Genomic DNA, 2,874 nt, shown 5'->3' with positions numbered 1-2,874 from the left:
CCGGGACTGTTCGCGCCCCTCTACCTTACCCTGCCGCATGGAAGCGTGACCTGCCTGCTCGGCGCCTCGGGCGTGGGCAAGTCCACCCTGCTGCGGCTGCTCGCCGGGCTTCCCACCGGCGTGGCCTTCCATGGCGAGGTCAGGACCGTGCCCGCCGCGTTGATGGGGCAGGACCCTGGTCTCTTTCCGTGGCTGAGCGTCGCGCAGAACGTCGATCTGGGTGCCCGGCTGCGGCGCGAGCCGGCGGATCCCCGCCGCACCGCGGCCCTGATCGAGGCAGTGGGCTTGGAGGGTTTCGCCGACAGACTGCCCGCCCAGCTTTCGGGCGGGCAGAGGCAGCGGGTTGCCCTGGCCCAAGACGGGGCTGTCGCCTTCCCGGCTGGGGGTGAACTCGACCGCGCGGATGTCGGATGTGGGCGTGTCCATGGCCAGATGGACCTTGCGCCATTGGCGACGGCCCTGAACACCATGCTTGCGCGCCTGCCATTCACCGTCGCCGAGGAACTTGATCCCTGTGCTGTCCACCAGCAGGTTCAGCGGCCCGGTAGTGCGGCGATATGGGATCCGCACCTTCAGGGTCTTCTGCCTGCGGCACAGGGTCGAATAGTCCGGAACGGGCCAGTCCAGCCCGGCAAGCTGCAGGAGACTGGAGACCATCCCGGCAGTCTGCCTGAGCGGAAGCTTGAACAGAACTTTGATCGACAGGCAGAACTGGATCGCCGCATTCGAGAAGACCGGCGGGCGCCCCGGGCGACCCTCATGCGGTGCGTGCCAAGCCATCTCCTTGTCCAGCCAGATCAGCAGAGACCCACGCTTCCGGAGCGCATCGTCGTAGGCGGTCCAGTTCGTCGTGCGGTAGCGTGCGGGCTTGGGCTTGCTCATGCCGCCCCTCTAACCGCAGGATTCGTAGTGTGAATCCTTCACAGTGAGAGTTCTGCAACATGTATAACCGCCCCTTGCGCAAGAGGGTTTCTGAAGCAATTTTGCGCGCTGTCGGGTGCTGACATGTATCCGGCCTCTGTTGCGGCCATTTCCATGCCGCCGGCCCGTATGGTGTTCGCGGATCAGGTCCCAAATCAACGCCGCGTGCTCAATGGCACTTTGTTGCAGGCTGGTTCCTCTGACCCCGTCTACGACCGTTGCGCCAAACTGCTCCTTGCCCTCTTTCGCTCCGACGTCCTCGCGACCGTCGACGGCTTACGCCGCCGTGGCCGGAGCCTTATAGACCCCGCCGCGGGCCATCAGGGCCGAGGCGATCCGCGCCATTTTATTGGCCAGCGCCACCCGCACCAGCATCGGCGGCTTGCGCGTCAGCATTCCGCCCAGCCAAGTCCACGGTCGGGCGCTCGCATGGACGTGCCGCTTGATGATGACGCTGTTGGCGCCGATGACCAGCAGGCGCCTCAGAGACCGTTCGCCCATCTTCGTCGTGGCCCCGATGCGCTGCTTGCCGCCCGTCGAATGCTGCCGGGGTGTCAGGCCGAGCCAGGCCGCAAAGTCGCGGCCCCGGCGGAACGTGTCGGGCGGGGGAGCCAGAACCGCGATGGCCGTGGCGATCAGCGGCCCGATGCCCGGCACCGTCATCAACCGGCGAGCCACATCGTTCTCCTTTGCCCGACGGGCGATCTCGGCATCGAGCTTCCCGATCTCCACCTCGAGATGGGCGAGCGCCGCGACCAGCACCTTCAGCGTGACGATGGCATCGGCAGGCAAGCCGTTATCCGGGCTCTCGACGATCGCAACCAGCCGCGCCGTGTTGGCGGCGCCCTGCGGCACGATCTGACCGAACTCGCCCAGATGTCCGCGCAAGGCATTGATCGCCTGCGTCCGCTGACGGATCAGCAGCTCGCGGATGCGGAAGACCATCGCCGCCCCCTGGGTCTCCTCACTCTTCACGGGCACGAAGCGCATCGTCGGGCGCAGCGCTGCTTCACAAATCGCCTCGGCATCGGCGACGTCATTTTTCTGCCGTTTCACGAAGGGTTTGACGTAGGCAGGCGGGATGAGGCGCACCTCATGGCCCAGCTTTCCAAGCTCACGGCCTCAAAAGTGCGCACCGCCGCAAGCTTCCATGGCGACAACGCAGGCCGGCAGCTGACCGAAGAAGTCCAGCACCTGGTCCCGTCGAAGCTTCTTGCGCAAAACAGCTTGGCCCGAGGCGTTAGCCCCGTGCGCCTGAAACACATTCTTCGCCAGATCGAGCCCCGACGGTGGTAATCTCCGACATGACCGTCCTCCTTTGTGGATCATCACAAACCCACCTTGGCACGTTGATGCCGTCGGGGGCGGTCACAGCATCAACGCCGGGCGGCAACCCCGGCCTTCGCGGCAGTATTCCTTACAGCGACGCGACGGTCGAGCTGATCGACGCCGAGGTGGTGGGGATCATCGACGATGCCACGACGAGGCCGGACGCCTGCTGCGAAAGCGTCGTGCGGAACTCGACGCGCTGACGGCGGCGTTAATGGAACGGGAGTCGCTGGACGAGCAGGAAATCCTTGCGATCGGCCTCCCGCCCGCTCCGCCCTTGGACGAGCTGCCCATGCAGACGGAGAAGCCGCCGGTCTGAGCGATGTCCGGCCCGCGCGCGCGCCGGTTGCAACTTTGTTTGAAGATATGCAAACTGGGTGCCATCCGGTCAGGCGCTAGAACCATCATCGGAGATCTGGTTGCCGCCTTGAAACCCCGCCGACATATCCTGCGACCCATCGCCGCGGCGCGCGTGCTGACGGGGCGTCGCCGCTCGCCCGCAGCCGACCTGGCGCTCGCGACCGTGCTTGCCGGCGTCGCGGGTGCGTCGAACGCGGGCGGCTTCTTCGCGCTTGGCGCCTATACGTCGCACATGACCGGCTATCTCTCGCAACTTGCCGACAA

At 65.9% G+C, this 2,874-nt stretch carries 1 protein-coding gene and 4 pseudogenes; 3 read left to right on the top strand and 2 right to left on the bottom strand.

What is annotated here, in order from left to right:
• Positions 1-45 precede the first annotated feature (45 nt).
• Positions 46-297 (top strand): annotated as a pseudogene (locus tag KTN05_RS17320) (ATP-binding cassette domain-containing protein); the annotation flags it as partial.
• A gap of 57 nt (positions 298-354) precedes the next feature.
• On the opposite strand, the pseudogene KTN05_RS17315 reads toward KTN05_RS17320, so the two are convergent.
• Positions 355-882, bottom strand: a pseudogene (locus KTN05_RS17315) (IS5 family transposase); the annotation flags it as partial.
• A 315-nt stretch (positions 883-1,197) separates the two neighbouring features.
• Positions 1,198-2,227, bottom strand: a pseudogene (locus KTN05_RS17310) (IS110 family transposase).
• On the opposite strand from KTN05_RS17310, the gene KTN05_RS17305 reads away from it, so the two are divergent.
• Together KTN05_RS17305 and KTN05_RS17300 are read left to right on the top strand one after the other, a co-directional pair.
• Positions 2,226-2,453, top strand: coding sequence for a hypothetical protein (locus KTN05_RS17305; protein WP_217330616.1), 228 nt, complete (start codon positions 2,226-2,228; stop codon positions 2,451-2,453). The pseudogene KTN05_RS17310 and the gene KTN05_RS17305 overlap by 2 nt on opposite strands.
• Positions 2,454-2,572: 119 nt before the next feature.
• Positions 2,573-2,874: pseudogene (locus KTN05_RS17300) on the top strand (hypothetical protein); the annotation flags it as partial.

The organism is Paracoccus sp. Z118 (assembly GCF_019061185.1).
In the GTDB taxonomy this organism is placed as follows: Bacteria; Pseudomonadota; Alphaproteobacteria; order Rhodobacterales; family Rhodobacteraceae; genus Paracoccus.
Note: the sequence above shows the minus strand (reverse complement) of the source record. Positions and strands in the feature narration are given on the sequence as shown.

Bases quoted from the DNA above. Each gene is read 5' to 3' on its own strand.
- KTN05_RS17305 (WP_217330616.1), top strand. From the start codon at position 2,226: ATGACCGTCCTCCTTTGTGGATCATCACAAACCCACCTTGGCACGTTG.